We start from the raw sequence: 23,225 nt of genomic DNA on the forward strand, positions 1-23,225 counted from the left end.
AAATGCGAGCGCCGCGCGGCGGCCATCATGGCGAAGCATCGATGCGCGGCCCATATCGGGCCGGCGGGCCGCCTGTCCTGCGTAGGTCCGTCCCAACACTCAACCTCCGGCGGCGGCCCGAGCGGTCGCCGCGCTTCAAGATCGGTTCTTCCCCCATGACCGACAAGGCCACCGGACCGGCGATCGCGCTCGAGGGCGTCGATCTCAGCCTCGGCCGCGGCGCAGCCCGGGTCCATATCCTCAAGGGCATCTCTCTCGCCGTCGCCCCGGGCGAGGCGGTCGGCCTCGTCGGTCCCTCGGGCTCGGGCAAGTCGACCCTGCTGATGACCATGGCGGGGCTGGAGCGGCCGGATTCCGGGCGGGTCGTGGTCGAGGGCACCGATCTCGCCGGGCTCGACGAGGATGCGCTGGCGCGGTTCCGCGGCCGGCGCATCGGCATCGTGTTCCAGTCCTTCCACCTCGTCCCGACCATGACGGCGCTCGAGAACGTGGCACTGCCGCTCGAACTGGCGGACGCGCCCGATGCCCATGGCCGGGCGGCGCGGGAACTGGAGGCGGTCGGCCTCGGGCACCGCCTGAACCATTATCCGGCGCAGCTGTCGGGCGGCGAGCAGCAGCGCGTCGCCATCGCCCGGGCGGTGGCGCCGGAGCCGGCGATCCTGGTGGCCGACGAGCCGACCGGCAACCTCGACGAGGCGACCGGCGCGCAGATCGTCGACCTGCTGTTCTCCCTCAAGCGCGACCGCGGCGCCACGCTGGTCCTGGTCACCCACGATCCCGGCCTCGCCCGCCTGTGCGACCGCACGGTGCGGCTGCGCTCGGGGCTGATCGACACGACGGTGAGCGCGTAACCTCCCATGCACGGCAGCCTTCCCAAGATCCCCGGCGCCAAACTCCCCGGCGGGACTCCCGGCCGACCCTCGCGCCTGCCGCTCACCCTGCGCCTCGCGCTGCGCGAGCTGCGCGGGGGGCTGCGCGGCTTCACGGTGCTGCTGGCCTGCATCGCCATCGGGGTCGCCACCATCGCGGGCGTCGCCTCGCTGTCGCGCTCGCTCTCCGACGGGCTCGCCCGCGAGGGGCGAAGAATCCTCGGCGGCGACGTCACCTTCGGGCTGGTCCATCGCGAGGCGAGCCCGCAGGAAAAAGCCTTCCTGGAGGCGCGCGGCCGCGTCTCGGCGGTGGGTTTCACCCGCGCCATGGCCTCGGCCGGCGAGAAAGGCGCGGCTCTGGTCGAGCTGAAGGCGGTCGGGCCCGATTATCCTGCGGTCGGCGCCCTGACGACCGAGCCGCCGATGCCGCCCGCCGAGATCTTTTCAGCCCGCGACGGCGTCTACGGTGCGGCCGCCGATTCGGCTCTCCTCGCCCGGCTCGACCTCAAGATCGGCGACCGCCTCACCGTCGGCGGGGCCGAGATCGTGCTGCGCACGGTGCTGGTCGCCGAGCCGGACAAGATCGCCGGCGGCATCGGCTTCGGGCCGCGCCTGATGGTGTCGCTCGACGCGCTCAGGGCCACCGGCCTCGTCCAGCCCGGCAGCCTCAACCGCTTCGTCTACCGGGTGACGCTGCCGACCGGCGACGACGCGGCGGTGGAGCGGGCGATGACCGAGGCCCGGAGCGCCCTGCCGGAGGCCGGATGGGAGATCCGCTCGCGGCTCAACGCCGATCCGCGCTTCGCCCGCAGCATCGAGCGCTTCACCCAGTTCCTGACCCTCGTCGGTCTCACCGCGCTCCTCGTCGGCGGCGTCGGGGTCGCCAACGCGGTGCGGGCCTTCGTCGAGCGCAAGCGCGCCTCGATCGCGACCCTCAAGAGCCTCGGCGCCCCGGGCGGCCAGGTGGTCGGCATCTACCTGACGCAGGTGATGCTGATCGCCGGGATCGGCATTCTCGGCGGCCTCGTCGTCGGCGCCGTGCTGCCCTTCGCCCTCGATGCGGCGTTCGGGGCGCTGCTGCCGCTGCCGCTCAACCCCACCCTGGCCCCGGGCGAGCTCGTGATCGCCGCCCTCTACGGCGTGCTGACGGCGCTCGCCTTTGCGATCGGCCCGCTCGGGCGCGCCCACGACGTCGCGGTCTCGGGGCTGTTTCGCGACACCGTCGATCCCGACCGGCGCTGGCCGCGGCTGCGCTACCTCGGCGTCCTCGGCCTCGCCCTGGCCGGCCTCCTCGCCCTCGCGCTGACGACCGCCTACGACCGCGGGGTGGCGTTGATCTTCATCGTCGCGGCCGGCCTCGCCTTCGGGCTCCTGCGCCTCGTCGCCTTCGGGCTGATGGCGCTGGCACGCCGCCTGCCGCGTCCGGCCAGCGCCGCGCCGCGGCTGGCGCTGGCGAACCTCCACCGGCCCGGCGCACTGACGCCCTCGATCGTGCTGTCGCTCGGCCTCGGCATCACGCTCCTCGTCACCCTGAGCCTGATCGACGCCAACATCACCCGGACCCTGACCCGCTCGCTGCCGGCGAAGGCGCCCAGCCTGTTCTTCCTCGATATCCCGAGCCGCGACTCGGCGGCCTTCGACCAGTTCCTCGGGCGCGCGGCGCCGCGGGGCAAGATCGAGCGGGTGCCGATGATGCGCGGGCGGATCACGGCGCTCAACGGCGTGCCGGCGGCGCAGATCAAGGCCGGCGAGGACGCCGCCTGGGTGCTCGACGGCGACCGCGGCATCACCTACGCCGAGGACCTGCCCGACGGCTCGCGGATCACCGCCGGGCAGTGGTGGAAGGGCGATGACGCGAAGAAGCCGCTCGTCTCCTTCGACGACCAGCTCGCCCGCAGCCTCAACCTCAAGGTCGGCGACCAAGTCACCGTCAACGTGCTCGGGCGCAGCCTGACCGTCACCATCGCCAACCTGCGCCACGTCGAATGGCGCAACCTCGGCATCAACTTCGTGATGGTCTTCTCGCCCGGTACCTTCCGGGGGGCGCCGCACAGCGACCTCGCGACGCTGACCCTGCCCGAGGGACCGGATGCCGCCCTCGAGGCCCGGATCCTGCGCGATGCCGCGAAGGAATTCCCGGCCGTCAGCAGCGTGCGGGTGAAGGACGCCCTCGACGCGGTCAACGACCTCGTCGGCAAGCTCGTCTTCGCCATCCGCGGCGCCAGCGCGGTGGCGGTGGCGACCAGCCTGTTCGTGCTGGCCGGGGCGCTGGCCGCCGGCCATCGCGCCCGGCTCTACGACGCGGTGGTGCTCAAGACGCTCGGCGCCACGCGCGCGCGCCTGCTCGCGGCCTACACGATGGAGTACGGTGCGCTCGGACTCGCCACTGCACTCTTCGGCCTCGTCGCCGGGACGCTGGCGGGCTGGGTGATCCTCACCAAGGTCATGCATCTCGACTTCGCCCTCGACCTGTCGGGGGGGCTGCTCGCCGCGCTGCTGGCGGTCGTCGTGGCGGTCGGGCTCGGGCTCGCCGGCACGTGGCGGATCCTCGGGCAGAAGCCGGCGCAGTACCTACGAAATCTCGCGGGGTCTTAATCCGAAAATATCCCTGCGGCGTAGGGACCCTCGTATTTGGCGGGTCCGGGCCGGTTAACGCCCCGGCACCGCCCTTGTGCAGGCCGGTCGAGGCTCACATATTCCGGTCAAGGCGAGCGGACCCGCGAGGGGCCGGACGCCGATCCGACGCGTCAAGCGTCCGAGGGTCGCGTGAGAGCCTCGCACCAGGAACATCCACGCTAGAGAGCTTCCGAAGGAAACTCCCATGGCATTCGAGAACAGCCCGTTCCGGCAGGGTAACGCGAACGGCTTCGGCGGCCCCACCGGCTACGCCCAGAGCCAGGTCCAGGTCGACCAGGGCCTGCGCGCGTTCATGCTCGGCGTCTACAACAACATGATCATCGGCCTCGGCATCTCCGGGCTGGTGGCCATCGGCATCAACAAGCTCGCGGTGGCGTCGTCGCAGGCGGATGCCGTAGCGCGGATCGGCTCGATCCCGCTGACCAGCTTCGGCCGCACGCTCTACGCCACGCCCTTGATGTGGGTGATCGCGCTCGCGCCGCTCGCCTTCATCTTTCTCTTCTCGTTCCGGATGGACCGGATGTCGGCCGCGTCGGCCCGCACCACCTTCTTCGCCTTCGCGGCGGTGATGGGTGCGTCGCTCTCGACGCTGCTGCTCCGCTACACCGGCGCGAGCGTGGTCCAGGTGTTCTTCATCACGGCGGCGGCCTTCGGCGGCCTCAGCCTCTACGGCTACACCACGACCCGGAGCCTGTCGGGCATCGGCTCGTTCCTGGTGATGGGCCTGATCGGCCTCGTCATCGCCAGCCTGGTGAACATCTTCCTGGCCTCGAGCGCCCTGCAATTCGCGATCTCGGTCATCGGCGTGCTGATCTTCGCCGGCCTGACCGCGTACGACACGCAGAAGCTCAAGGAGATGTACCTCTACGGCAACTTCGACGGCGAGACCGCCGCCAAGGTGTCGGTGGTCGGCGCCCTGACGCTCTACCTCGACTTCATCAACATGTTCCAGTTCCTGCTCTCGCTGATGGGCAACCGGAACAACTAAGACCTTCGGGTCGGCGTACCGCCGCCCCGGACCGACGATCGGGAAGCCCCGGCCCTGCGGCCGGGGCTTCTTGCGTTGAACGCTCCCGTTGACGATGCGATCTCTCTGACTTAAGTCAGAGAGATGCCGACCGACGCCATCAGCCGCATCCGCCGCTTCAACCGGGCCGTGACCGCCGAGGTCGGCGCCCTCGACACCTCGTTCCTCGGCCGCGGGCGGCCGCTCGGCACCGCCCGGGTGCTCAACGCCATCGGCCATGGACGCGGCGAGGTGGGCGCCATCCGCGACTATCTCGGTCTCGATTCCGGCCTGATGAGCCGGCTCCTGCGCGGCCTGGAGGAGGAGGGGCTGGTCGTCACGCTGCCGCATCCGGACGATGCCCGCCGCCGGGTCGCCGCTCTGACCGAGGCCGGTCGGCGGGAATTCGCGGCCTACGAGGCTCTGTCGAACGACCGGGCGGAGGCGCTGCTCGCCCGCTTCCCGAAGGGCGACGAGCTGTTGCGCGCCATGGACCTCGTCGCCACGGCGCTCGGTCGCGAGCGGATCGCGGTCGAGGAGACCGACCCGCGCTCCGAGGCGGCTCTCCATTGCCTGACCGAATATTACGCCGAGCTGGGGCGCCGGCTCGCCACCGGCTTCGACGTCTCCCTCTCCCGCGACCCGGAGGCGGGCGACATGATGCGCCCGCGCGGCGTCTTCCTGGTCGCCCTGTCGGACGGACTGCCGATCGGTTGCGTCGGCCTGAAGGGCAAGGGCGGGGAGACCGCCGAGATCAAGCGCCTCTGGGTCTGCCCCTCCGCCCGCGGCCTCGGCCTCGCCCGCCGCCTGATGGAGGCCGCCGAGGCGGCGGCGCGGGAGCTCGGCATCACGACCCTGCGCCTCGATTCGAACAGCGCGCTGACCGAGGCGCTCCAGCTCTACCGCCGCACCGGCTGGGTCGAGATCGACCGCTTCAACGACGATCCGTACCCGGACTTTTTCTTTGAGAAGCGGTTATAACATAGTGGTCGATCTTCCTGATCTCGATCAAGCGCGGGATCCCCCCTCACACGGGAGAGGGAAGTAGCGCTCAACCCTTGTTTGCGCGGCTCCACCGGAGGCCGCTCGAGTTCAGCGCCGCGCACCATCGCGCCGTCTGGCCGCATCGGAGCCGGTAGGGTAGGGGTGGGCGCCACTCCCATCCCCATCACCGCATGCCGCTCAGCCCTCTCGTCGCCGTTCCCCTCGCCGCTCTCCTGTCGTCCGGACTGATCCTGGCGTTGCGGCCGCTGCTCCAGCGCTACGCCCTTGCGCGGCCGAATGCCCGCTCCAGCCACCGGATTCCGACCCCGCAGGGCGGCGGCATCGCGGTGGTGGCGGCGGCGCTGGCCGTGATGGTTCTGCTGGGAGGCGTGCCCGGAGCCGAGGTCGCGGCGCTCGCGGGGGGGACGGTCGTCCTGGGCGTTGTCGGCGCCGTCGACGACCTCCGGCCCTTGTCCGTGAGAGTGCGTCTGCCCCTCCAGGCGGCCTGCGTGGTGCTGGTTCTCACCGCCGCGGGCGGGCAGTTGGTGCCCGGCCTCCCGCTCTGGCTCGAGCGCGGTCTCGCGGTCCTGGCCGGGCTGTGGTTCGTCAACCTCACGAATTTCATGGATGGGCTCGACTGGATGACGGTGGCCGAGATGGTGCCGGTGCTCGGCGCGCTCCTGGCCTTCGGCCTCGCCGGCCGCTTGGCCGAGGACGCGACCCTTGTGGCAGCGGCGCTCCTCGGCGGACTTCTCGGCTTCGCCCCATTCAACCGGCCGGTGGCGAAGCTCTTCCTCGGCGATGTCGGCTCGCTGCCGGTCGGGCTGGTCGTCGCCTGGCTGCTCTACCGGCTCGCCGGCGAGGGCGGGCTCGCCGCCGCGATCCTGCTGCCGCTCTACTACCTCGCCGACGCGACCCTGACCCTCGGCCGCCGGGCGCTCGCCGGCGAGCCGGTCTGGCAGGCGCATCGCAGCCATTTCTACCAGCGCGCCACGACCAACGGCCGCTCCGTGCCCTTCGTGGTCGGGGCGGTCCTCGTCCTCAACCTCGCCCTGGCGCTCCTCGCCGCCGTGACCCTGATGCTGCCGGGCTGGACGATGGCCCTCCTCGCCCTGGCGCTGGGCGCTGGGCTCGTCGCCGGCCTGCTCCGGCTCTTCGCCCTGCCCGCCATCCGGAACGCCGCCGCATGACCGCTCCCCTCGTCGCCCTCACCGGCTCGACCGGCTTCATCGGCCGCCACCTCCTGGCGGCCCTGGCCGCCCGGGGCTATCGGGTGCGGGTGCTGCTGCGCCGGCCGGTGGACTTGCCGCCGGGCATCAGCGGCGCGGTGGTGGGCGACATCGCCCGGCCGCAGAACATGGCGGCGGCCCTCGCGGGCGCCGACGCCGTGGTGCACTCGGCCGGCCTCGCCCACGCGATGTCGGGCGCGCCGGAGGACGATTACCGGACCTTCAACACCGAGGCGACGCGCGGCCTCGCCCAGGCGGCAGCGAGGGCCCGGGTACGCCGCTTCGTGTTCCTGTCCTCGATCCGGGCCCAATCCGGCCCCTCCGCCGCCGGCACCCTCACCGAGGCCGACGCCCCGGCCCCGACCGACGCCTACGGCCGCTCGAAGCTCGCCGCCGAGGAGGCGCTGGCGGAGATCGACATCGATCACGTCTCGCTGCGGCCGGTGCTGGTCTACGGGCCGGGCCAGAAGGGCAACATGGCGGCGCTGATGCGGCTCGCCGCCGCTCCGTACCCGCTCCCGCTCGGGAGTCTCGCCGGACGGCGCTCCCTGGTCTCGGTCGAATCCCTGAGCGATGCGGTCGACGCGGTCCTGCGGGCGCCCGGCCCCTTGCGCCGGCCGCTGATCGTGGCCGAGGCCGAGCCCCTGCGGGTGCCGGAGATGATCGCGGCCCTACGCGCCGGTCTCGGCCGCCGGTCGGGCCTGGTGCCGGTGCCGCAGGGCCTCCTCGCTGCGGTCCTGGCGCTGACCGGGCGGGGCGAGTTGCGCGAGCGCCTGAGCGGGTCACTCGTCGCCCGTGCGGCGGGGCTGGAGGCGCTGGGATGGACCGCGCCGGTCGAGACCCGCAGCGGCCTCGAGGCCCTGGCCCGGGCCGGCGGCTGATGATCTCGAGCATTTCCGAGCGAAATGGATTCTGCGCTTCCTCCCCATTCCCGGACGACTGAAACGAAGTGGAAGGAGATCCGGGATCCAGCGCAGAAAGTCGCGAAGCGTATTTGTATCTACAACGTTGCAGCATTCGGTGCCGCTTCGCGGCACTTCTCATGCTGGATCCCGGATCTCCTTCCGCTGACGCTCCAGTCGTCCGGGAAAGGGGGAGGGGCGCAGTATCCCCTTCGCTAGAAAATGATCTAATTTCGGAACAGGCCGACGATCAGCGCGCCGAGACTCCAGATCCCGCGCGCGACCCCCGCGATCATCTCGACGAGGTCCGGCAGGTCCCACCAGGGAAACCGGTCCTTGTCCACCGGGTCGTTCTCGTGCCGGTCCTCGGTCGCCCGCTCATCCGCCACGGCTCGCCCCTCCGATCAGGACCCATGCCGCGACCGGATCACGGCGGCCGATCGGCCGCCGTGAGAGAGGATCGATCGCCCGCGGCGGGATCAATCCTCGGCGTCGTCCTCGTCGGGCTGGCGGATGCCGTAGCGATTCTCGAGGTTGACGGTGGCGCGCGGCGCCGGATCGCGCGGCGCCGCGTCGCGCGACCCTTCCGGCCCGAAGGAGCGGGGCGGGCGGGCGGGGCGGTCGCCCTGGTCGCGGCCGATGCGCGGGATCAGCTGCACGATGTCGACGAAGTCGTCGGCTTGGCGCCGCAGCTCGTCGGCGACCATCGGCGGCTGGGTCTGCACCGTCGAGACCACGGTCACCCGCACGCCGCGGCGCTGCATCGCCGCCACCAGCGGCCGGAAATCGCCGTCGCCGGAGAACAGCACCATGTGGTCGATATAGGGGCTGAGCTCCATGGCATCGATCGTCAGCTCGATGTCCATGTTGCCCTTGATCTTGCGGCGGCCGGTCGAGTCGGTGAATTCCTTCACCGGCTTGGTCACGACGCGGTAGCCGTTGTAATCGAGCCAGTCGATCAGCGGACGGATCGAGGAATATTCCTGATCCTCGACAAGGGCCGTGTAATAGAAGGCGCGGACGAGGTTCTCGCGGGCACGGAAATCGGCGAGAAGCTTGCGATAATCTATGTCGAAGCCGAGGGCCTTGGTGGTGGCGTAGATGTTGGCGCCGTCGATGAACAGGGCGCTGCGGGAAGGATTGGGCATCATTTATCCTTGGACGTGCAGTACGGCCGCACGGGAAGAATCACTTGCGAAAAAAGTCGCCATGAGCAAAGCAACTGCCCCCAGAGTATCCAGGTGGGGGCAATCAGCGCGGGTGCCGCACACCGCATGGCGAACGCAATGGTCGCAGCTAAGTATGCGCCGCCACGCCTGTCAAGCGGCGGCGCGGCAGCGCGATGGGGATGGATCGGGGGCGTCAGGCGCCCGGCAGGGCACGGCTGCCGGGCTTCACCGCGGGGATCGCGGCGAGTTCCGGCGGCAGCTGGTCGGCCGGGTAGTTCGGAATGTCGAGGGTGACGAGGGCGACGAGCGGCAGACCGAGATCGGCCTTGCCGCCGGAGCGGTCGATCAGGCAAGCCGCGCCCACCACCTCGCCGGGCTCCTCCGTCAGGGCCGCCAGGCACTCGCGCGAGGACAGGCCGGTGGTGACGATGTCCTCGACCATCACCGCGCGGGCGCCCTTCGGGATCTGGAAGCCGCGGCGCAGGGTGAAGGGCTTGCCGGGGTCGCGCTCGACGAAGATCGCCTTGGCGCCCAGCGCCCGGGCGGTCTCGTAGCCCGGCACGATGCCGCCGACCGCCGGCGAGACGACGTAGTCGACCCGGCCGTAGCGGTCGGTAATCCGCTCGGCCAGAGCGGCGCAGACCCGCGCGGTGCGCACCGGATCGGTGAAGATCGCCATCTTCTGCAGGAACACCGCGCTGTGCAGCCCGGAGGAGAGCACGAAATGGCCCTCCAGCAGGGCGCCGGCGGAGCGGAATTCGGCGAGGACGTCGTCGGAGGTCATGGCACCCTTCGGTGGTCGTCTGGAGCATTTTCCGACGAAGTGGATACCGGTTCGTCGCGGAAAATGCGGCACAATCAAAGACCTAGAGCACTTCCCGATCGCAACGCGGTTGGGAGGTGCTCTAGAGCGTCACTGAGCCGGGGCTTGTGGCAGCCTGCCTGCCCCGGTGCAATCCTGTCCGGTCACCCGGCTATCCGTTCACCCGGTCGACCCGGCTCACCACGCGCTTGGCCCGCAGCTCCGACACGATGGCGTTGAGGTGCTTCAGGTCCCAGACCGCCAGGTCGATGGTGACGTCGGTGAAGTCCTGTGTCCGGCGCTTCATCGAGATGTTGTCGATGTTGCCGTCGTGATCGGCGATCACCTGGGCGATCTGGGCGAAGCTGCCGGGCTCGTTGATCGATTGCAGGGCCAGCCGCGCGGGGAAGCGCTGGTTCGAGGCGCCGTCCACGTCCCAGCGCACGTCGAGCCAGCGGTCGGGCTCGTTGTCGAAGGCGGCGAGCGCCGGCGACTGGATCGGGTAGATGGTCACGCCCTCGCCCGGCGTCAGGATGCCGACGATCCGGTCGCCCGGCACCGCGCCGCCGTCGGGCGCGAAGCGCACCAGGAGGTCGCGGTCGAGGCCGCGGATCGGGATCGCGCCCTCCTCCGCCCCGTTGGCGGCGCCCTCCTTGGCGGGAGCCTTGCCCGGCCAGGTCAGGCGCACCGTCTGGTCCTTGTCGAGGGACAGGCGCCCGGCGCCGTTGACGTGCGGCCGGGGCTGGCCCGGGCCGGCCTGGCTCGCGGCGGCACCCCGGCGCTCGTCCTTGTAGTCGGGATAGACCGCCTTCACGACGTCGCCGGAGAACATCTCGCCCCGTCCCACCGCCGCGAACACGTCCTCGGTGGATTGTCGAGCCAGCCGCGGGAGGGCGCCGCGCAGCTTCTCGTCGGAGAAGTTCTTGCCGGCGCGTTCGAAGGCGCGGTCGAGGATCTGGCGGCCGAGTCCCGCATATTGCCGGCGCACCGCCGAGCGGGTGGCCCGCCGGATCGCGGCGCGGGCCTTGCCGGTAACGACGAGGGATTCCCAGGCCGCCGGCGGGATCTGGCCGTCGGCCCGGGCGATCTCGACCTCGTCGCCGTTCTGCAGCTCGGTCAGCAGCGGGGCGATGCGGCCGTTGATCTTGGCCCCGACCGCGGTGTTGCCGACGTCGGTATGGACCGCGTAGGCGAAGTCGATCGGCGTCGCGCCGCGGGGCAGGGCGATCAGCCGGCCCTTCGGGGTGAAGCAGAAGACCTGGTCCTGGAACAGCTCGAGCTTGGTGTGCTCCAGGAATTCCTCCGGGCTGTCGCCCTCGGCCAGGAGCTCGATGGTCCGGCGCAGCCACTGGTAGGCGCCGCTCTCGGTGGCGAGGTGCGGCGCGCCGTCCTTGTAGAGCGCGTGGGCGGCGATGCCGTACTCGCCGATCTCGTCCATCTCGGTGGTGCGGATCTGGAGCTCGACGCGCTGGCTCTTCGGCCCGATCACGGTGGTGTGGATCGACCGGTAATCGTTCTGCTTCGGGGTCGAGATGTAGTCCTTGTAGCGCCCCGGCACCATCGGCCAGGTGGTGTGGACGACGCCGAGGGCGCGGTAGCAGGTGTCGACCTCGTCGACGATCACCCGGAAGCCGAAGATGTCGGAGAGCTGCTCGAACGCGACCGACTTGCGCTCCATCTTGCTCCAGATCGAGTAGGGCCGCTTCTGCCGCCCCTTGACGGTGGCGGCGATGCCGGCATGCGCCAGCTTGGCGACGAGGTCGCGCTCGATGCTCTCGACCAGCCGCTCGGACTTGGCCGAGAGGTCGGAGAGGCGCTTGGCGATCGTGGCGTAGACGTCGGGCTTGAGGTTGACGAAGGAGAGGTCCTCCAGCTCCTCGCGCAGCTCCTGCATGCCCATGCGGCTCGCGAGCGGCGCGTAGATGTCGAGGGTCTCCTGGGCGATGCGGGCGCGCTTCTCCGCCGGCATGTGCTGCAGGGTGCGCATGTTGTGCAGCCGGTCGGCGAGCTTGACGAGCAGCACCCGCACGTCGGCGGCGATCGCGAGCAGGAGCTTGCGGAAATTCTCGCCCTGCGCCGCGCGCTTCGAGACGAGGTCCAGGCGCTTGATCTTGGTCAGCCCGTCGACGAGCTTGCCGATCTCGGGGGTGAAGACCCGGTTGATCTCGTCGAGCGTCGCGGCGGTGTCCTCGACGGTGTCGTGCAGCACCGCCGCCACGATGGTGGCGTCGTCGAGCCGAAGATCCGTGAGGATGGCTGCCACCTCGAGCGGATGGGCGAAGAAGGGATCCCCCGAGGCGCGCTTCTGCGTGCCGTGCGCCCGCATCGCGTAGACGTAGGCCCGGTTCAGCAGCCCCTCGTCGGCGCCGGGATTGTAGGCCTTGACCCGCTCGACGAGCTCGTACTGGCGCATCATCCGCCGTTGGTCTCCTTGCGCACGAAATTGCCGGCTCGCGGCCGGCGCGGGGGCGTCGCGGCGTGCCGAAAGGATCCGGTTGCGCTGAACGCCGACGACGCTTGTGGAGGTCCGATCGCCAATATCGAGCCGAACGGGCGGCCGCGCCAGCCCCTAAACGCCGCGGCAGCGCCGCTTCCATGCCGCATCGCGAAAAAGGCGACGAAAAAACCCGGCCTCGCGGCCGGGTCTCGCCGGTCTCGCGACCGGATTCGGATCGGATTGGATCCTGAGATTGGATCCTGGGGGAGGGCGCGGCCGCCCTCCCGGGACGGCTCAGTCGCCTTCCTCTTCGGTCTCGGTCGGAGGCGCGAGGTTCTCGAGGCCGCGCAGCAGGTCCTCCTCGCTCATCCGGTCGAACGTGATGTCGTCGCCGTCGCCCGAGCCTTGCGGCGCCACCGCGGCGGCGGCGGGCGAGCTGGAGAGCAGCGGCACCGTCTCGGCCTCCGGCTCGTCGACCTCGACGTACTTTTGCAGCGAGTGGATCAGCTGCTCCTTGAGGTCGTCCGGCGTGATGGTCTCGTCGGCGATCTCGCGCAGGGCCACGACCGGGTTCTTGTCGCGGTCGCGGTCGATGGTGAGCGGGGCGCCGGAGGAGAGCAGGCGGGCGCGATGGCCGGCCAGCAGCACCAGCTCGAAGCGGTTCTCGACCTTGTCGATGCAGTCCTCAACGGTGACGCGAGCCATGCGCGACCCCTTCCTTGGTCAAACGAAAATCTCGGAGTAGCCGCCTCCCTACACGAGATGCCGTTTTGCAACAAGCACGCGGTGGTGGCACGCGTGCCCCGCGTCGGCGAGGCTTGATGTTTCTGGTTGATTGCGCGGCGGCGGGCGGGCCCTCATGTCCCGCAGGGCGGCCCGGTGCCCCGGGCCGGCAGGTCGCGCGGAGCCGCGGATGAAGGAGACGACCCGATGACGAACCGTCTGAGCCGGCGCCACCTGCTCGGCTGCGGCTGCACGCTCGGCGGCGCCATCGCCGCCACTGCGGCGCTCCCGCCGGGCCTCGCCCGCGCCGCGGCGCCGTCGACGAAGCGCACCACCATGAGTCCCGACCAGGCCCTCGAGGCGATGAAGGAGGGCAACCGGCTGTTCAAGACCGACAGCCCGGTGCGTTCGGTGCAGGGCCGCGAGCGGCGCATCGAGATCGCGCTGGGCCAGACGCCGTTCTGCGTCCTCGTCAGCTGCTCGGATTCCCGCGTCTCGCCCGAGATCCTGTTCGGCCGCGGCCTCGGCGAGTTGTTCATCGTGCGCAACGCCGGCAACACCGTCGACACGACGGCGCTCGGCTCGATCGAGTACGCGGTGGCCAAGCTCGGCGTGCCGCTGGTCCTGGTGATGGGCCACAGCCGCTGCGGCGCCGTCGAGGCGGCGGTGGACGTGGTGACGAACAACACGGTCTATCCCGGTGCCATCGGCCAGATGATCGAGCCGATCGTCCCGGCGGTGCTGGGCGTGCGGAGCAAGCCCGGCGACCTCGTCGAGAACGCCGTGCGGGCGAATGTCAGCCGGGTGGTGCGGCGCCTGCGCACCGCCTCCGAGCCGGAACTGCTGACGCCGCTCGCCGAGAAGAAGCTCCGGATCGTCGGGGCCGCCTACAGCCTCGATACCGGCGAGGTCGATTTCTTCGACGAGGCCTGACATCGACCCGGCCTGACCCGGCGGCGCAGGCCGGGCGAGATCTCGCGAATTTTGCGCACCGGCCACGCTTGACTATGGCCGGCGCCTCTGCGACTGGCGCCGCCCAATCGCTGCGTCCCGCAGCCGCATGCCGCGGTTCGCGAGCCGCCAGTCGCAGCTCTCAAGGGCAGGAAGCACCCCGCACGTGTCGCGCGCCTTCATCTTTCCGGGCCAGGGCAGCCAGGCCGTCGGCATGGGCTCCGCCCTGGCCCAGGATCACGCCGCCGCCCGCGCGGTCTTCGCCGAGGTCGACGAGGCCTTGGGGCAGGCCCTCTCGCGCCTGATGTTCGAGGGCCCGGCCGAGGAGCTGACCCTCACGGCGAACGCCCAGCCGGCCCTGATGGCGTCCAGCATCGCGGTGCTGCGGGTGCTGGAGGCCGAAAACGGCCTCGATCTCTCCCGCGACGTCGCCTTCGTCGCCGGCCACTCGCTCGGCGAGTACAGCGCGCTCGCCGCCGCCGGCTCCCTGTCGCTCTCCGACGCCGCGCGCCTGCTGCGCCTGCGCGGCGAGGCGATGCAGAAGGCGGTACCGGTGGGCTCGGGCGCCATGGCGGCTTTGCTCGGCCTCGACGTCGAGGCGGCCTCCGAGGTCGCCGCGGAGGCGCGCCAGGGCGAGGTGTGCGACGTCGCCAACGACAACGGCGCCGGCCAGGTGGTGGTCTCGGGGACCCGCGCCGCGGTCGAGCGGGCCGTCGCCCTGGCGCAAGGGCGCGGCGCCAAGCGCGCGGTGATGTTGAACGTTTCCGCGCCGTTCCATTGCAGCCTGATGGCGCCGGCCGCCGAGGCGATGCGCGAGGCCCTGTCCCGCGTCGACCTTCGCCCCGCCAAGGTCCCGGTGATGGCGAACGTGCTCGCCGCCCCCATGAGCGAGCCGGCGGCGATCCGCGACGCGCTGGTCGCGCAGGTCACCGGCACCGTGCGCTGGCGCGAATGCGTCGCCGCGATGGCGGCGTCCGGCGTCGACGCGTTCTACGAGATCGGCACCGGCAAGGTGCTGTCGGGCCTCGTCAAGCGCATCGCGGCGGGGACCTCCGCCACGCCGGTCGGCACCCCGGCCGAGGTCGCGGCCTTCACGCTCTGAGAAAGTGACCAGCATGTTCGACCTCAGCGGCCGCAAGGCCCTCGTCACCGGCGCCACCGGCGGCCTCGGTGGCGCCATCGCCCGGGCCCTGCACGCCCAGGGCGCCCACGTGGCGGTCTCCGGCACGCGGCGCGAGGCCCTGGAGGCGCTCGCGGCCGAGCTCGGCGAGCGCGTCCACGTCCTGGAGGCCAACCTCTCCGACACGGCCGCCGTCGAGGCGCTGGTGCCGGCGGCGGAAGCCGCGCTCGGCGGGCTCGACGTGCTCGTCAACAATGCCGGGATCACCCGCGACAACCTCTTCCTGCGCATGAAGGACGAGGAGTGGGACAGCGTGATCGCCGTGAACCTGACCGCGGCCTTCCGGCTGTCGCGGGCGGCGGTGAAGGGCATGATGAAGCGCCGCTACGGCCGCATCGTCAATGTCGGCTCGGTGGTCGGCGCGACCGGCAATGCCGGCCAGGGCAACTACGCGGCGGCCAAGGCCGGTCTCGTCGGCCTCACCAAGGCGCTCGCCGCCGAGGTGGCGAGCCGCAAGATCACCGTGAACTGCATCGCGCCCGGCTTCATCACCTCGCCGATGACCGACGTGCTGAACGACAAGCAGCGCGAGGGCATCCTCGCCACGGTGCCGATGGGCCGCCTCGGCGAGGGCGCCGAGATCGCCGCGGCGGCCGTGTACCTCGCCTCCGACGAGGCGGCCTACGTGACGGGGCATACCTTGCACGTCAACGGCGGCATGGCGATGTTCTAGGGCGGCGCGCCGCATTCCCCAGGCGGGGGGCACGGTTTCTTAACCGGAGGTGAAGCGGCCCTCGCCAGGGCTAAATCCCTGTGTTAAGCACCCGCCGGCCGTGCAAGGGGATTGACGGACCGGCCGTCCGCGGCTTTTCCACGACATGCGCGACCGGCACGCCCGGCCGCATCACGAACTCTCCCCGGGGCTCCGCCCGCACGCGGCGGCTCCGAACAGTTCCACGAGCAGTAACTTAAGGACCTACACGATGAGCGATATCGCGGACCGGGTGAAGAAGATCGTCGTCGATCACCTGGGCGTCGAGCCCGAGAAGGTGACCCCGAACGCGAACTTCATCGACGATCTGGGCGCCGACAGCCTCGACACCGTCGAGCTGGTGATGGCGTTCGAGGAGGAGTTCAACGTCGAGATCCCGGACGACGCCGCCGAGACGATCCAGACGGTCGGCGACGCGATCAAGTTCCTCGAGAAGAACGCCGGCTGATCGCCGCCGTCCTCTGCTAACAGGATAAACGCTTCCGTCATGGGATCGGGTCGGGATAACGCGATGCGTCGAGTCGTCGTCACGGGCCTCGGAATGGTGTCGCCGCTGGGCAGCAGCGTCGACGTCACGTGGAGCCGCCTCATCGAGGGGCAAAGCGGTGCCGCCCGCGTCGAGGCCTTCGACGTGTCGGATCTGGCGTGCAAGATCGCCTGCTCGATCTCCCTCGGCGACGGCAGCGACGGCACCTTCAATCCCGACACGTGGATGGAAGCCAAGGAGCAGCGCAAGGTCGACCCCTTCATCGTCTACGCGATGGCGGCGGCCGGCCAGGCGCTCGACGACGCCGACTGGCACCCGACCTCGCACGAGGATCAGTGCGCCACCGGCGTCCTCATCGGCTCCGGCATCGGCGGCATCGGCGGCATCTACGATGCCTCGGTGACGCTGTTCGAGAAGGGGCCCCGGCGGATCTCGCCGTTCTTCATCCCGGGCCGGATCATCAACCTGGCCTCCGGCCAGGTCTCGATCGCTCACGGTCTCAAGGGTCCGAACCACGCCGTGGTGACGGCCTGCTCCACCGGCGCCCACGCGATCGGCGACGCGGCGCGCCTCGTCGCGCTCGGCGACGCCGACGTGATGCTGGCCGGCGGCGCCGAATCGCCGATCAACCGGCTCTCGCTCGCGGGCTTCGCCGCCTGCCGGGCGCTCTCCACCGGCTTCAACGACGAGCCGCAGCGCGCCTCCCGCCCCTACGACCGCGACCGCGACGGGTTCGTGATGGGCGAGGGCGCCGGCGTGGTGGTGCTCGAGGAGTACGAGCACGCCAAGGCCCGCGGTGCCAAGATCTACGCCGAGGTGATCGGCTACGGCCTCTCGGGCGACGCCTACCACATCACCTCCCCCTCGCCGGACGGCGACGGCGCCTATCGCTGCATGAGCGCGGCGGTGAAGCGCGCCGGCATCGCCCCGTCCGAGATCGACTACATCAACGCGCACGGCACCTCGACGCCCCTCGGCGACGAGCTGGAGCTGAAGGCGGTCGAGCGCCTGCTCGGCAACGCCACCGACGTGGCGATGTCCTCGACCAAGTCCGCCACCGGGCACCTGCTCGGCGCCGCCGGCGCGATCGAGGCGATCTTCTCCGTCCTCGCCATCCGCGACGGCGTCGTGCCGCCGACCCTCAACCTCGACAACCCGTCGGTCGAGACCGCGATCGACCTCGTGCCGCACAAGGCGCAGAAGCGGAACGTCGACGTCGCCCTGTCGAACTCCTTCGGCTTCGGCGGCACCAACGCGTCGCTGATCCTGCGGCGGGTGTGAACGGCCCGGGGCGCCTGACCGGCCCCCTCGCCGGATAAGCCGATCGATCGAGAAAGCCCCTCCTGCCCGCGCGGAGGGGCTTTCTCGTATGTGGCCTCACGGCGCGCACCGGCTCCATTTCGCCATAAAACTTGCTAGGGTCTCGGTCGCTCTTCCGCCCATCGGGCCGGCACGCGCGTCCACCGGCCGGCTCCGCGGACGCGCCACGACAGGACCGCCATGTTTCGCAGATCGAAGACGCAGGACCCGGCGCCGAGCGCGCCGGAGCCGGTCAGCCAGCCGAACCGGCTCGCCCCGCGCAGCCCGAGCGAGGCCATCAAGCCCACCGCGGCCCCGCCGCCGCCCGAGAAGCCCGTGCGCGAGCGCGGCGGCCTGCTCTCGGCGGTGAGCGGCTTCCTGACCCTGTTCGTCATCCTCGGCCTCGGTGCCATCCTGGGCCTCGTGGTGCTGGAGCGCCAGACCAACGAGGCCGGGCCGCTCCAGGCCGACAAGGTCGTGGTGGTGCCCCGCTCCAGCGTCGGCGAGATGGCCGACCTGCTCCAGCGCGAGGGCGTGATCGCCCATCCGATGCTGTTCGAGCTCACCGCCCGCTTCGGCCGAAAGGCGGCGCTCAAGGCCGGCGAGTACAACTTCAAGGCCCATGCCAGCGTCGACGACGTCCTCGACGTGCTGGTCCAGGGCCGCCCGGTGCAGCACGCCATCACCATCCCCGAGGGCCTGACGAGCGAGCAGATCGTCGCCCGCCTCAACGACAACGACATCCTGACCGGCGACATCAACGAGACTCCGCCGGAGGGCTCGCTCCTCCCCGAGACCTACAAGTTCGAGCGCGGCGATTCCCGCCAGAAGATCCTCAACCTGATGCGCACCAAGCAGCGCGAGGTGCTGAACCAGATCTGGGCCCGCCGCTCGCCCGACGTGCCGGTGCGCACGCCCCAGGAGATGGTCACGCTCGCCTCGATCGTCGAGAAGGAGACCGGCCGGGCCGACGAGCGCCCGCGGGTCGCCGGCGTGTTCGTCAACCGGCTGCAGAAGCGGATGCGGCTGCAATCCGATCCGACCATCGTGTACGGCCTCGTCGGCGGGCGCGGCACCCTCGGGCGCGGCATCCTGCGCTCCGAGATCGACCGGGTGACGCCCTACAACACCTACGCGATCGAGGGCCTGCCGCCGGGGCCGATCGCCAATCCGGGCCGCGCGGCGCTCGAGGCGGTGGCGAACCCCTCGCGGACGAAGGACCTGTTCTTCGTCGCCGACGGCACCGGCGGCCACGTCTTCGCCGAGACCCTGGACGCCCATAACCGCAACGTCGCCCGCTGGCGTCAGGTCGAGAAGGCGAAGGCCGCGGCCGATCCGGCCTCGCAGGTCGGCGTCGACAAGGTCGAGCCGCCGCCGCAGGCCGATCCCTCCGCGTTGCCCCCGCGCACCGCGCTGCCCGGCGCGCCGATGGCCTATGACGGCGGTGAGGCGACCCCGGGCTCCCGCTCGCGGGCCTTCGACGCCTCGGAGGGGACTGCCCGCGATCCCCTGCGCAACCGGACCTACGACCTGAACTCGCCGAAGACCGTTCCGGTCCTGTCCCAGCCCAGGACCGGGCCAGGGGCGCGGTAACCCGCAAGCCCGCCCCAACCCCTGTTCCGCCGCGGGTCTTCGCTGACCCAGCGGCCCCTCCCGTCAATTTTGTCCAGAGCGCCCCGATGCCCATCGCCAGCATGACCGGCTTCGCCCGCGAAGCGGGAACCACCGGACCCGCGCACTGGGCCTGGGAGCTCAAGAGCGTCAACGGCCGCGGGCTGGAAATCCGGGTGCGGGTTCCGGCCGGCTTCGACGCGATCGGCGAGGAGGCCCGGGCCCTGGTGCAGAAGCGCCTCGGCCGCGGCACCTGCCACCTCACCCTCACCCTGTCGCGCGCGGAGGCCGCGCCGCGGGTGCGCATCAACGAGGCGCTGCTCGCCTCGCTCGCCGAAGCCGTGACCCGGGTGCCGATGCCGCTCGGCATCACGCTCCCCTCCGTCGACGGGCTCATGGGGGTGCGCGGCGTGGTCGAGGTCGAGGAGGAGGCGGCCGACGACGAGGCGTTGCGGCGCGACCTCGCGGCCGCCGCCCTCCGGCTGGTCGAGGCCCTGGCGGAGGGCCGCCGCGCGGAGGGGCGGGCGCTCGCCGACATCATCGGCGGCCAGCTCGCCGCCATGGCCGATCTCGTCGAGGCCGCGGAAGCCTGCCCGGCCCGCCGGCCGGAAGCCGTCAAGGCGCGCCTCGCGGCGCAGGTCGCGATCCTGATGGAGGCCGGCAGCTTCGATCCGGCGCGCCTGCACCAGGAGGCGGTGCTACTCGCCGCGCGGGCCGACGTGCGCGAGGAGATCGACCGCCTGCGCGCCCATCTCGCCGCGGCCCGCGAGCTTCTCGCCGCCGGCGGCGCCGTCGGGCGCCGGCTCGACTTCCTGGCCCAGGAGCTCGGCCGGGAGGCCAACACGCTCTGCGCCAAGGCCAACGACGTGTCGCTCTCGCGCATCGGCCTCGACCTCAAGGCGGTGGTGGAGCAGTTCCGCGAGCAGGTCCAGAACGTCGAGTAGCGGAGATTTGTCCCCGTCCCGTCGCCGCTTCCCGGTTGCGCCCCCGCCGGACGGGCGGCATTGGAGGAGAACTCGGGCAAGGGCCTCGAGCGGGGATCTCGGGACCGACAGAGCCGGTTCCGCCCCGGCGAAAGGATGAAGCAACGCGATGGTGTCGACCATGGGCTCCGAACTCCTGACCACACCGGTGGCGCGCCGGGGCCTGGTGCTGATCCTCTCCTCGCCCTCGGGAGCGGGCAAGACCACGCTCACCCGGGCGCTGGCCCAGAGGCCCGAATGGGGCCTCGAGCTCTCCGTCTCGGTCACCACCCGGGCGCGCCGGCCGTCAGAGATCGACGGCCAGCACTACCGTTTCATCGACCGCGACGCCTTCGAGCGGTTGCGCGAGCGCGACGACCTGCTCGAATGGGCCGAGGTGCACGGCAACTACTACGGCACCCCCCGGGGCCCGGTGGAGAAGGCGCTCGCGGCGGGCCGCGACATGATCTTCGACATCGACTACCAGGGCACCCGGCAGGTGCGCGGCAAACTGCGCGACGATGTCGTCACCATCTTCATCCTGCCGCCCAGCCTCGCCGAGCTGCGCCGCCGCCTGGAGCGCCGCGCCGAGGATTCCGCCGAGACGATCGAGCGCCGCCTGCTCAACGCCCGCACCGAGATCGAGCGCTGGTCCGAATACGACTACGTGCTGGTCAACGACGACCTCGACCGCTCGTTCAAGACCCTGGAGGCCATCCTCGCCGCCGAGCACCTGCGCCGCGAGCGCCAGGTCGGTCTCGCCGGCTTCGTCGCCGGCCTGCTGGCCGAGGGGGAAGGGCCGAAAGCCTGACGCGCGGGAACGAATCGCTCGCGATCGAAGTTGCCGGGTGGTCCCACCCGCGACGTCGCGCTCGTGCCGCGCCGGGCAGCCCGAGGAAGTGAGCGATGCGTGAGCTGGCCTGCGACGTGGCGGTCATCGGGGCCGGCACGGCGGGAATCGCGGCGCAGGCCGCGGCCGCCAAGGCGGGCGCCCGTGCGGTGCTGATCGAGCGCGGGCCCGGCGGCACCACCTGTGCCAGGGTCGGCTGCATGCCCTCGAAGCTCCTGATCGAGGCCGGCCGCGCCGCGCACGACGCGCGCGGTGCCTCGTCGTTCGGTGTCACGACCGGCGAGGTCCGGGTCGACGGCGCGGCGGTGATGCGGCGGATGCGCGCCTTGCGCGACGACTTCGTCGCCTCCGTCTTCGCGGGGCTCGACCGCATCCCGCAGGACCTGCGCGTCGCCGGCACGGCACGTTTCCGCGACCCGACCACCCTCCTCGTCGACGACCACACCCGCATTACCGCCGGCGCGGTGGTGATCGCCACCGGCTCGACCCCGAGCCTGCCGCCGCCCCTGCGACCGGTCGCCGACCGCGTCCTCACCACCGACACCCTGTTCGAGATCGAGACACTGCCGGAGACCCTCGCGATCCTCGGCGCCGGGCCGGTCGGGCTCGAACTGGCGCAAGCCATGGCCCGCCTCGGCGTGCGGGTGACCCTGCTCGATCCCGCCGGCGCGGTCGGCGGCGCCCGCGACCCGAAGATCGCGGCCTGCGCCGCCGAATCGATCGGCGCCGAATTCGATCTCCGTCTCGGGGCTACGGTCGAGAATGCGGAAGCCGCCGGGGACGGGGTGCGGCTGATCTGGCGCCGGGAATCGGGAGAGCAGGAGAGCGGGACCTTCGCGCGCGTGCTCGCCGCCGCCGGGCGCCCGCCCAACCTCGACGCCCTCGACCTCGGCGCCGCCGGGATCGTCCTCGACGAAGACGGCCTGCCGGATTTCAACCCGCGCACCCTCCAGTGCGGTACCGCCCCGATCTTCATCGCCGGCGACGCCAACCAGGAGCATCCGGTGCTTCACGAGGCCCAGCGCCAGGGCTGGATCGCCGGCGGCAACGCCGCGCGCTTTCCCCAGGTCGAGGCGCCGCCGCCGTGGCCGGCCTTCGCGCTGGTCTTCACCGACCCGCAGATCGCAACGGTCGGCCGGGCCTTCGACGCGGAGGCGGCGCGCGACTGGATCATCGGCGAGACCTCCTTCGCCGACCAGGGCCGCGCCCGAGCGATGGACCGGGCCGCCGGCCTGATCCGGGTCTATGCCGAGCCCGACGGCCGGCTCACCGGTGCCGCGATGGTCGGCCCCGGAATCGAGCACCTCGCTCACCTGATGGTGATCGCCGTCCAGGACGGCTGGACCGCCGCGACCTTCCTCGACCGGCCGTTCTACCATCCGACCCTGGAAGAGGGGTTGCAGAGCGCCGTGAAGGCGGTCGCCGAACGGACCGGCGGCACACGGTGACGAAACGTCAACGAGTCCTCGAGGCAATCACCCGTTGCGGTTCCGTTCAGGGTTGGTAGTCGTTAAGGTGCGGGACCTGTCGCCGGAGGCGCCGCCCTCCCGGACCATCGATTCGCTGGATATGCCGTGACCTTGCCCGACCTGACGACGGCCCCGACGATCGACCTCGACGCCTTCGCGGCGGCCGACCTCGACCGCCTGCGTCAGGGCGTGATCCAGATCGACGGACGCGGCGTCATCCATCTCTACAACCGGTCCGAGAGCGAGTTCTCCGGCCGCGTGCCCGAGCGGATGATCGGTCGCAACTTCTTCACCGACGTCGCCCCCTGCACCCACCTGCCGCATTTCTACGGCCGCTTCCGCGAGGGGGTGCGCCGGGGCCGGCTCGATCACACCTTCTCGTTCGTCTACGGTTTCGACCCGCGGCCGATGCAGGTCCGGATCACCCTGCGCCAGGCCGCGGCGCCCGATCGCTACTGGATCATCACCGAGCCGGTGGAGCCGCTGGAGCACGGGCACAGCCGGGAAGCGGTTCTGGCGGCGGTCAACCAGCGGGTGCGGGCCGAGCCGGTCGATCCGCGCCTGTGCGAGCAGGAGCCGATCCACGTTCCCGGGGCGATCCAGCCCCACGCCGTCCTGATCGCGGCGGATTCCGATACCCTGACCGTGGTCGCCTGCAGCGGCAACGTTTGCGACGTGCTGGACCGGGATCCCCTCGGCCTCGACCTCCCGGCCCTGCTCGGCGCCGGGCTCGCCAACCGGATCCGCGAGAGCCTTCAGGGCGACGGCGTCGATCCCGGCCGCCTCGTGCGCCAGCGCGTCGTGCTGCCCGGCGTCGACGGACTGCCGGTCGAGCTCGCGGCCCACCGCAACGGCGACCGGATCATCGTCGAGTTCGAGCTGGCGCCGGCCCATCCGGAGGATTTCCGCTCGGCGAGCCAGCTCGACACCGAGCTCGCCATCAGCC

21 protein-coding genes (1 of these 21 cut by a window edge) are annotated in these 23,225 nt (G+C 71.3%); 16 read left to right on the forward strand and 5 right to left on the reverse strand.

Features of this window, described 5'->3' with window-relative positions; genetic code table 11:
• Positions 1-155: 155 nt before the first annotated feature.
• The 6 genes from DK412_RS03685 to DK412_RS03710 all read left to right on the forward strand — a co-directional run bounded on the left by DK412_RS03685 (position 156) and on the right by DK412_RS03710 (position 7,606).
• Positions 156-851, forward strand: a complete 696-nt coding sequence (locus DK412_RS03685) for an ABC transporter ATP-binding protein (protein ID WP_109970846.1) — start codon at positions 156-158, stop codon at positions 849-851.
• A 6-nt stretch (positions 852-857) separates the two neighbouring features.
• Positions 858-3,464, forward strand: a complete 2,607-nt coding sequence (locus tag DK412_RS03690) for an FtsX-like permease family protein (protein ID WP_109970847.1) — start codon at positions 858-860, stop codon at positions 3,462-3,464.
• A gap of 226 nt (positions 3,465-3,690) precedes the next feature.
• A complete protein-coding gene (locus tag DK412_RS03695; protein ID WP_109970848.1) occupies positions 3,691-4,494 on the forward strand; it encodes a Bax inhibitor-1/YccA family protein in 804 nt (267 codons plus the stop codon).
• 123 nt (positions 4,495-4,617) lie between these two features.
• Complete coding sequence (locus DK412_RS03700; RefSeq protein ID WP_109970849.1) at positions 4,618-5,493, forward strand: bifunctional helix-turn-helix transcriptional regulator/GNAT family N-acetyltransferase; 876 nt, start codon at positions 4,618-4,620, stop codon at positions 5,491-5,493.
• Positions 5,494-5,687: 194 nt separating this feature from the next.
• The gene (locus DK412_RS03705; protein ID WP_109970850.1) at positions 5,688-6,686 is read left to right on the forward strand and encodes a glycosyl transferase; all 999 of its coding nucleotides are present in this window, start codon (positions 5,688-5,690) and stop codon (positions 6,684-6,686) included.
• On the forward strand, positions 6,683-7,606 hold the full coding sequence (locus DK412_RS03710) for an NAD-dependent epimerase/dehydratase family protein (protein WP_109970851.1): 924 nt from the start codon (positions 6,683-6,685) through the stop codon (positions 7,604-7,606). Before DK412_RS03705 ends, DK412_RS03710 begins: the two co-directional genes overlap by 4 nt.
• A gap of 248 nt (positions 7,607-7,854) precedes the next feature.
• On the opposite strand, the gene DK412_RS29950 is transcribed toward DK412_RS03710, so the two are convergent.
• From DK412_RS29950 to rpoZ, 5 genes are all read right to left on the reverse strand, one after another.
• On the reverse strand, positions 7,855-8,016 hold the full coding sequence (locus DK412_RS29950) for a hypothetical protein (RefSeq protein WP_162596084.1): 162 nt from the start codon (positions 8,014-8,016) through the stop codon (positions 7,855-7,857).
• Between the two features lie 90 nt (positions 8,017-8,106).
• Positions 8,107-8,775, reverse strand: coding sequence for an NYN domain-containing protein (locus tag DK412_RS03715; protein ID WP_109970852.1), 669 nt, complete (start codon positions 8,773-8,775; stop codon positions 8,107-8,109).
• A gap of 214 nt (positions 8,776-8,989) precedes the next feature.
• Complete coding sequence (gene pyrE, locus DK412_RS03720) at positions 8,990-9,580, reverse strand: orotate phosphoribosyltransferase (RefSeq protein WP_109970853.1); 591 nt, start codon at positions 9,578-9,580, stop codon at positions 8,990-8,992.
• Positions 9,581-9,770: 190 nt separating this feature from the next.
• The gene (locus DK412_RS03725) at positions 9,771-12,014 is read right to left on the reverse strand and encodes a bifunctional (p)ppGpp synthetase/guanosine-3',5'-bis(diphosphate) 3'-pyrophosphohydrolase (protein WP_109970854.1); all 2,244 of its coding nucleotides are present in this window, start codon (positions 12,012-12,014) and stop codon (positions 9,771-9,773) included.
• Between the two features lie 315 nt (positions 12,015-12,329).
• A complete protein-coding gene (gene rpoZ, locus DK412_RS03730; RefSeq protein WP_093568334.1) occupies positions 12,330-12,740 on the reverse strand; it encodes a DNA-directed RNA polymerase subunit omega in 411 nt (136 codons plus the stop codon).
• Between the two features lie 225 nt (positions 12,741-12,965).
• Between rpoZ and DK412_RS03735 the strand changes: the two genes are divergently transcribed.
• The 10 genes from DK412_RS03735 to DK412_RS03780 all read left to right on the forward strand — a co-directional run.
• A complete protein-coding gene (locus DK412_RS03735) occupies positions 12,966-13,691 on the forward strand; it encodes a carbonic anhydrase (protein ID WP_109970855.1) in 726 nt (241 codons plus the stop codon).
• Positions 13,692-13,875: 184 nt separating this feature from the next.
• Complete coding sequence (gene fabD, locus DK412_RS03740) at positions 13,876-14,811, forward strand: ACP S-malonyltransferase (RefSeq protein ID WP_109970856.1); 936 nt, start codon at positions 13,876-13,878, stop codon at positions 14,809-14,811.
• A gap of 13 nt (positions 14,812-14,824) precedes the next feature.
• On the forward strand, positions 14,825-15,562 hold the full coding sequence (gene fabG / locus DK412_RS03745) for a 3-oxoacyl-[acyl-carrier-protein] reductase (protein WP_109970857.1): 738 nt from the start codon (positions 14,825-14,827) through the stop codon (positions 15,560-15,562).
• 250 nt (positions 15,563-15,812) lie between these two features.
• On the forward strand, positions 15,813-16,049 hold the full coding sequence (locus tag DK412_RS03750; protein WP_048430877.1) for an acyl carrier protein: 237 nt from the start codon (positions 15,813-15,815) through the stop codon (positions 16,047-16,049).
• 63 nt (positions 16,050-16,112) lie between these two features.
• Positions 16,113-17,369, forward strand: a complete 1,257-nt coding sequence (gene fabF, locus DK412_RS03755) for a beta-ketoacyl-ACP synthase II (protein ID WP_109970858.1) — start codon at positions 16,113-16,115, stop codon at positions 17,367-17,369.
• A gap of 219 nt (positions 17,370-17,588) precedes the next feature.
• Positions 17,589-18,980, forward strand: coding sequence for an endolytic transglycosylase MltG (mltG, locus tag DK412_RS03760; RefSeq protein ID WP_109970859.1), 1,392 nt, complete (start codon positions 17,589-17,591; stop codon positions 18,978-18,980).
• An 86-nt stretch (positions 18,981-19,066) separates the two neighbouring features.
• Entirely contained in the window at positions 19,067-19,942 is an 876-nt protein-coding gene (locus tag DK412_RS03765; RefSeq protein WP_109970860.1) for a YicC/YloC family endoribonuclease, read from the forward strand.
• 148 nt (positions 19,943-20,090) lie between these two features.
• Positions 20,091-20,771, forward strand: a complete 681-nt coding sequence (gene gmk, locus DK412_RS03770) for a guanylate kinase (protein WP_204165489.1) — start codon at positions 20,091-20,093, stop codon at positions 20,769-20,771.
• Between the two features lie 95 nt (positions 20,772-20,866).
• Entirely contained in the window at positions 20,867-22,258 is a 1,392-nt protein-coding gene (locus DK412_RS03775) for a dihydrolipoyl dehydrogenase (RefSeq protein ID WP_109970861.1), read from the forward strand.
• A gap of 126 nt (positions 22,259-22,384) precedes the next feature.
• Positions 22,385-23,225: the 5' portion of a histidine kinase dimerization/phosphoacceptor domain -containing protein gene (locus DK412_RS03780; RefSeq protein ID WP_245447413.1), read on the forward strand. The gene runs 1,754 nt beyond the window's last position; the window shows 841 of its 2,595 coding nt (coding positions 1-841); the start codon lies at positions 22,385-22,387; the stop codon falls past the right edge of the window.

The sequence above is a fragment of the Methylobacterium sp. 17Sr1-1 genome (assembly GCF_003173775.1).
Classification (GTDB): domain Bacteria; phylum Pseudomonadota; class Alphaproteobacteria; order Rhizobiales; family Beijerinckiaceae; genus Methylobacterium.